Below are 7,657 nucleotides of genomic sequence, written 5' to 3'. Positions count from 1 at the left end.
ACATTTCAAACATTAAGAAAGAGTGGGGTGACTGATGGGGTTCGAACCCACGACAACCGGAATCACAATCCGGGACTCTACCAACTGAGCTACAATCACCACTGCTTATCTTTCTCTCTAACACTGCTTGGCTATATCCAAACCTCATCTGGTGCGCCCAGAAGGATTCGAACCCTCGGCCTCACCCTCCGGAGGGGTGCGCTCTATCCATCTGAGCTATGGGCGCCTCGCCGTGTCAGCGGGTGCTATAGTAGGGATAATTGAGCTTGGAGTCCAGTATTGTTTTGCATTTATTTTGCCGTTTGCTCAACTTTTATCTAATCAGGTGTTTTTTTAGCTAAAACGCGTTTTATAGTTAACTTTTTAAACACAAACACAAAACAAATTGTTCAATTTTCAACCGTGGCAATGCTAGATTCACAAGCTCACTAATGAGCTATACGCTCATTTATCCGCTTTACTTAGCAACAATCGTTAATGCCAGGTTATTTTTTAAACATATCACGTAGACTTGAGATGTTTGCTTTACCTTTTTGTACTCGTTCTTGCTCTGTTTGTTGTGGTTTACGGTTTTCCCACACTAAATCATCTTGTGGTAACTCCATTAAGAACCGACTTGGCTCACAACGCATCGTTTCACCAAATTGACGACGCTCTCTACATAAGGTGAACCATAACTCTTTTTGTGCACGAGTAATGCCTACATAAGCAAGGCGCCTCTCTTCATCTACGTTATCTTCATCAATACTGGTTTGATGCGGTAAGATTCGCTCTTCAGAACCCACCATAAACACATAAGGAAACTCAAGACCTTTTGATGCGTGCAATGTCATCAACTGAACTTGATCACCGCCTTCATCTTCACTATTACGTTCCATCATATCGCGCAGTGTTAAGCGTGTGACGACTTCAGGCAAGGTCATTGGTTCATCAAGGTCATCGCCTTGCAGCATTTCGGTCACCCAGCGGTACAGCTCTGAAATATTCTTCATCCGCATTTCAGCAGCTTTTGCACTGGTACTTGTTTCATATAGATAGTCTTCGTAGTTTATCTTACGAATTAGACTCTTTACCGCCTCGACAGGCTCACCACGGGTAGCTTCTTCGCCGGTATCAACAATGAATTTACCAAATTGGTATAACGCAGCCATTGCAGCGGTACCTAAGTAATGATTTAACTCTGGCTGGAAGATTGCTTCAAACATCGAAATATGACGTTCATTCGCATATGTACCTACTCGCTCTAATGTTGCAGGGCCAATACCACGCTTAGGTAAATTAACCACCCTTAGGAATGCATTATCATCATCAGGGTTAACGACTAACCTGAGGTACGCCATGATGTCTTTAATTTCTGCTCTTGCAAAAAATGAAGTACCACCGCTTAACTTATAAGGGATACGGTTAGTCATCAGCGCACGCTCAAGTAAACGCGATTGATGGTTACCTCGATATAGAATAGCGTATTCGCCAAATTGGGTACGGCCAACAAACTTGTGTCTGATAATTTCAGCAACAACGCGTTCAGCTTCTTGCTCTTCATTCGCTGCAAATAACACTCTAAGTGGCTCACCGTAAGCAAGCTCACTAAACAAGGCTTTGTCATACACGTGCGGATTATTGGCAATCAATATATTAGCTGCACGTAGAATCCGTTGGCTAGAACGATAGTTTTGCTCAAGCTTAATCAGCTTTAATTTAGGGAAGTCTTTACCTAGTAATACTAAATTTTGTGGTTTCGCACCGCGCCATGAATAAATCGATTGGTCATCGTCACCTACCACAGTAAAACGGGCGCGTTGCCCGACTAGCAGTTTAACTAATTCATACTGACTGGTATTAGTATCTTGATACTCATCCACCAGCAAATAGCGAATACGATTTTGCCAGCGCTCACGCACTTCTTCATTATGACGTAACAATAATGTAGGTAATAAAATAAGATCGTCAAAATCTAGCGCATTATAGGCTTTCATATGCTGCGCATAACGATGATATAAGGCTGCGAACAGTTGCTCTTGTTCACCTTTAGCTATTTTAATGGCTTGATCTGGCACCACTAAGCCACCTTTCCAATTGGAAATACTGGTTGCTAACAAGCGTAATAGATCTTTATCGTTATCTAATTCGACTTCGGTTAACTCTTTTAATAATGCTAATGTGTCTTGATCATCAAATAATGAAAAGCCGGGTTTTAATCCTACTACTTTATATTCTCGCTTTAAGATCTCTAAACCTAAGGTATGAAAGGTAGAGATCCATAACCCACGTGCTTCTTTACGCCCCATTGATTGAGCCACACGCTCTTTCATTTCACGCGCAGCTTTATTGGTAAAGGTCACCGCGGCAATGTGGCGGGCACTATAACCACACTCTTGCACCAGATAGGCTATCTTATTAATAATGACTCGCGTTTTACCACTACCCGCCCCTGCCAATACTAGACATGGTCCAGAAACATAGTGAACAGCATCATTTTGCGCAGGATTGAGCTTCATCTATAACTATCCAAATTCATATAATTCTTACTTTAGCTGATCATATCAAAAAGCGCCTACAGCGAGCAGTTTAATTACATCCTTTTGCTGCAGTTACAAACAACGCTATCACCCCATCAATTTTAGCAACATAAATTACAATTTGTTTCATTGAGAGATAGATTCGATGGGATTAAACTTGCTAAGTTTGCCTATTTTACACTGACTTATAGCAAGTGATTTTTTTAACTAAACTAAAAACAGTCGACACTCAGCAGACACAACCCCTGCAAATTACTCATACTAATTTGCAATTCGACTCACCATATTATTCTTCGGAATCTAAAGGAGCACTCAGGTAATGAAAAAATGGATCCTGATTATGCTAATTATTGCTGCGCTCGCATTTGGCTCAGTAATAGGCTTTAACTTTTTTATTAAAGCAAAAATCGACAATGCGATTGCAAATATGCCTGAACCGGTATATCCAGTAACAGCATTAACGTTACAACCATCTGAGTGGCAACCTACCGTTGATGCAATTGGTTTTGTTGAGCCGAACCAAGGTATTACCGTCTCCAACGAAGTATCAGGCATTATTAATAAAATTGGCTTCCAAAATGGTAGTCATGTTAATAAAGGTCAATTATTGATTGGCTTAGATTCAAAAGTTGAACGCGCTAACTTACAAGCTAAATTAGTACAACTGCCTGCAGTAAAAGGCGATTATCAACGTTTATTAAAGCTCTATAAGCAAAAATCAGTATCACAGCAAGATTTAGATAATGCAGAAGCTAAGTATCTTGCATTAAACGCAGATATCGAAAGCTTAAAAGCCACTATTAATCGTCGCGAAATTAGAGCGCCTTTTGCAGGCTTAGTCGGTATTCGTAACGTTAACTTAGGTGATTATATTCAGATGGGCACTAATCTTGTCCAACTTGAAGATCTTACCAGCATGAAAATCCGCTTTACTGTACCGCAAACACAATTATCAAAAATTGCCGTGGGACAACAGGTACAAGTGATGGTTGATGCTTATCCAGCTAAGCCATTTATCGGTCAGATTTCTGCGATTGAACCTGCAGTTTTCCAACAAAGTGGTCTGATTCAGGTACAAGCCAAAATTCCAAATGATGATCTGCATTTACGTAGCGGCATGTTTGCCAAAGTAGCCATCATTCTACCTAAACTAGAACAGCAATTTGTATTACCACAAACTGCAATTAACTTTACGCTATACGGTAACTCTATCTATCTTATCCAAGATCACAGCAAAGATGGCAAGACCACTGAACGTGTTAAACAGATCGATATTCACGTATTAGAACGTAATGGCAATAATGCATTAGTCAGTGGTGATATTAAGGCAGGTGAGAAGATCGTCACCTCAGGCCAGATCAGTCTTAGCAATAACAGTAAAGTGCATATAGTTGAAAACGACGCTCTAGCCGTACCAGCAACTATGCCACAACTATAACGGGGGCAAGTATGCGCTTTACTGATATTTTTATTCGTCGCCCAGTACTAGCATTAGCGATTAGCTTTATGCTGTTACTGCTCGGCGTGCATTCCATGACAGGCATGCAAGTTCGCCAATACCCAGAAATGACTAATACAGTGATTAATGTCACTACGGGTTATTACGGCGCTGATGCCAATTTAATTCAGGGTTTTATTACCCAACCTTTAGAACAAGCTTTAGCTCAAGCCAATAATATCGACTTTATGACCTCGCAAAGCAGCTTGGGTAGCTCGAATATTTCATTGCAGATGAAGCTAAACACCGATCCCAATGGTGCGCTTGCAGATGTCTTGGCGAAAGTAAACTCGGTGCGTTCACAACTACCGAAAGAAGCTCAAGATCCAACAGTGACGATGTCGACAGGTTCACAAACCTCGACCCTGTATATCTCGTTCTCAAGTAAAGAGATTACTGGCAGTCAGATTACCGACTACCTAGACCGGGTAGTTAAACCTAAGTTATTCACTATTAATGGTGTTGCTAAAGTTAACCTTTACGGCGGTACTCCATTTGCAATGCGTATTTGGCTTGATCCTGCACGCATGGGCGCATTTGATCTGTCTGCGGGTAAGATTTTACAGGTTCTACAAGACAATAACTTCCAATCTGCAGCGGGCCAAATTAACGGAGTTTACACCCTGTTTAATGCCACTGCAGATACTCAAGTATCAACCGTTGCATCGCTCAAAAACTTGGTGATTGGTAGCCATAATGGCATGGTCGTGCGTCTGGGTGATATTGCTGATGTGTCATTAGCTAAAAGCCATGATATTTACCGCGCGCTGGCAGATGGTAAAGAGGCGGTAGTTGTTGGTATTGATGTCACTCCAACAGCTAACCCACTTACTGTAGCGGCAGCGGCACGGGCAATGCTTCCAGAGATTCAACATAACTTACCACCATCAATTCAAGCTAAGGTTTTATATGACTCTTCACTTGCCATTAATGAATCGATTCATGAAGTAATTAAGACTATTGCTGAAGCCACAATTATTGTGATTGCGGTTATCACCCTATTCTTAGGTTCATTACGCGCCGTTATCGTACCGATTGTAACAATTCCATTGTCACTAATCGGTGTGGCTGTCGTGATGCAAATGTGTGGTTTTAGTCTTAACTTAATGACACTACTGGCAATGGTACTCGCCATTGGTCTGGTGGTGGATGATGCTATTGTGGTGGTTGAGAACGTTGACCGGCATATCAAGCTGGGTGAGTCACCATTTAGAGCCGCAATTATTGGTACCCGTGAAATCGCGGTTCCCGTTATCACTATGACCATCACCTTGCTGCGGTATATGCGCCAATTGCATTGATGGGCGGCGTTACTGGTGCACTATTTAAAGAGTTTGCCTTAACCCTCGCAGGTTCAGTATTTATCTCAGGTATTGTTGCATTAACACTTTCACCTATGATGTGTTCAAAAGTGTTAGTACCGCATCAACACCCAAATAAATTTGAACAAGCAGTTGAGCGTTTCTTAACGAGACTGACTGATCGTTACCAAAAAATGCTCGCTGCCGTGATGGGACATCGACCTGTCATTGTTGCATTTGCCGTTATCGTATTGGTATCACTACCGGTTATGTTTAAGTTTATCCCATCTGAATTAGCACCAAGTGAAGACAACGGTGTAGTGATGATGATGGGTACAGCACCCTCTACTGCAAACCTCGACTATATCCAAAACAACATGAACTTAGTGGCTAAGATTATTCAAGCTCAACCACAAGCTGCGGGTTCATTAGTATTTGTTGGTATTCCAAGCTCTAACCAAGCATTTGGTATTGCGCCACTCGTTCCTTGGAGTCAGCGTGACAAGAGCCAGAAACAGATGCAGGAATTATACGGCAAGGAAGTGAAAAACATTCCGGGCATGGCATTAACGACTTTCCAAATGCCAGAGTTACCGGGTGCTTCTAGTGGTCTGCCAGTTCAATTTGTTATCACCACCTCTAACTCGTTTGAAAACCTTTATAAAGTGGGTGAAAGCGTATTAGAGAAAGTGAAAAAGAATCCGCTATTTGTGTATTCAGATATCAACTTAAAATTTGATTCTGCCACCATGAAAATTCATATTAAGCGCGATCTTGCCGGTGCATATGGCATCACAATGAAACAAATTGGTACCACATTAAGTACCATGATGAGTGATGGCTACATTAACCGTATCAACTTAGACGGCCGTTCATATGAAGTGATCCCACAGGTAGAGCGTAAGTTACGTGCAAACCCAGAAGATCTCAATAAGTACTATCTAACAGCTGCAGATGGTCGTTCGATTCCACTGTCTAGTTTGGTCGATATTACTATGAAGGGTGAACCACGTTCACTACCACACTTTAACCAAATGAACTCAGTTACTATTGGTGCAGTACTTGCTCCAGGTGTAGCGATGGGTGATGCGGTTAACTTCTTTGATAATGTTGCCAAAAACGATTTACCAAAAGGCTATAGCCATAGCTTCTTGGGTGAATCACGCCAATATGTTACTGAGGGTAGCGCACTTTATACCACCTTCTTATTAGCTTTAGCGATCATCTACTTAGTACTTGCTAGCCAATTTGAAAGCTTAAAAGATCCAATCGTTATCTTAGTTTCTGTGCCATTAGCCATTAGTGGTGCCTTGATTGCGCTGGGCTGGACTCATGTGTTTGGCTTAACCTCGATGAATATCTACACTCAGGTGGGCTTAATTACCTTAGTCGGATTAATCACTAAACACGGTATTTTGATGTGTGAGGTTGCTAAAGAAGAACAGCTCAATAATAGCCTAAGTAAGATGGATGCCATTATGCTGGCGGCGACGATTCGTTTACGTCCAATCTTAATGACAACAGCGGCAATGATCGCAGGTTTAATTCCATTATTATTTGCCTCTGGTGCAGGTGCGGCTGCGCGCTTTAACATTGGTATTGTGATTGTGGCTGGCTTAGGTATTGGTACCCTGTTTACCTTATTTGTATTGCCTGTTATCTACACTTATTTAGCCGAGCAGCACAAACCGCTACCCGAGTTTGATGAGTCAAAACCAGCGGCATTTTAGTTTAATTCCGTAATATTGATACTGTAATAAGAAAAGGCCTGTTATTTACAGGCCTTTTTATTTAAGCTCACTAGTTATTAACATCATGTTTAGGGATATTTCATGCTTAACCCCAAAAAAATCGAAGAAGTTGCCAAACAGCTTTCTGATAATCTACCAAGTGGACTAAAGCAATTTGCTGGTGAATTTGAAGAACGCAGTAACAAGTGTTGCAACAACAGTTAATGAAACTTGATGTGGTTTCTCGTGAAGAGTTTGATATCCAGCAACAAGTGCTTATTCGCACTCGTGAAAAGCTAGAAGCATTAACCGCAAGAGTGGAAGCACTAGAAGCCACACTCGCAGATAAAGCCGAATAGTTCTGAGATAAAGCGCCTAATGGCGCTTTATTTACCTTTATACACAAGCGGTGTCCATTTAACGATATACAGGACTCGCACTCGCTTAAACTGCCATTACCCTATAATTTATGACACAATATGTAACTTGTGTTATCGCAATTTTTATCTGAGGGTTCAACCTTGCCACGTCAAACTAAGTTAGCCTTTCTCGGCTTTTTCTGGCTGTTATTAATGCTGATTCCATTATGTCTCTATCTCAATACCATTG

2 protein-coding genes, 2 tRNA genes and 2 pseudogenes are annotated in these 7,657 nt (G+C 41.4%); 3 read left to right on the top strand and 3 right to left on the bottom strand.

What is annotated here, in order from left to right:
* Positions 1 to 23: 23 nt before the first annotated feature.
* The 3 genes from JCM15074_RS19845 to rep all read right to left on the bottom strand — a co-directional run bounded on the left by JCM15074_RS19845 (position 24) and on the right by rep (position 2,498).
* Positions 24 to 99: transfer RNA gene (locus JCM15074_RS19845), tRNA-His, on the bottom strand.
* Positions 100 to 149: 50 nt separating this feature from the next.
* Positions 150 to 226: transfer RNA gene (locus tag JCM15074_RS19840), tRNA-Arg, on the bottom strand.
* Between the two features lie 259 nt (positions 227 to 485).
* On the bottom strand, positions 486 to 2,498 hold the full coding sequence (gene rep / locus JCM15074_RS19835; protein WP_025823661.1) for a DNA helicase Rep: 2,013 nt from the start codon (positions 2,496 to 2,498) through the stop codon (positions 486 to 488).
* Positions 2,499 to 2,838: 340 nt separating this feature from the next.
* Here rep and JCM15074_RS19830 point away from each other — a divergent pair, with 340 nt between their 5' ends.
* The 3 genes and pseudogenes from JCM15074_RS19830 to ubiK all read left to right on the top strand — a co-directional run bounded on the left by JCM15074_RS19830 (position 2,839) and on the right by ubiK (position 7,407).
* Positions 2,839 to 3,957, top strand: a complete 1,119-nt coding sequence (locus tag JCM15074_RS19830) for an efflux RND transporter periplasmic adaptor subunit (RefSeq protein ID WP_025823659.1) — start codon at positions 2,839 to 2,841, stop codon at positions 3,955 to 3,957.
* A gap of 11 nt (positions 3,958 to 3,968) precedes the next feature.
* Positions 3,969 to 7,048: pseudogene (locus JCM15074_RS23255) on the top strand (multidrug efflux RND transporter permease subunit).
* A gap of 102 nt (positions 7,049 to 7,150) precedes the next feature.
* Positions 7,151 to 7,407, top strand: a pseudogene (gene ubiK / locus JCM15074_RS23250) (ubiquinone biosynthesis accessory factor UbiK).
* Positions 7,408 to 7,657: the final 250 nt, after the last annotated feature.

This window comes from Shewanella marina JCM 15074 (assembly GCF_000614975.1).
GTDB classification, from domain to species: domain Bacteria; phylum Pseudomonadota; class Gammaproteobacteria; order Enterobacterales; family Shewanellaceae; genus Shewanella; species Shewanella marina.
This window is presented reverse-complemented; position numbering and strand designations above follow the sequence as displayed.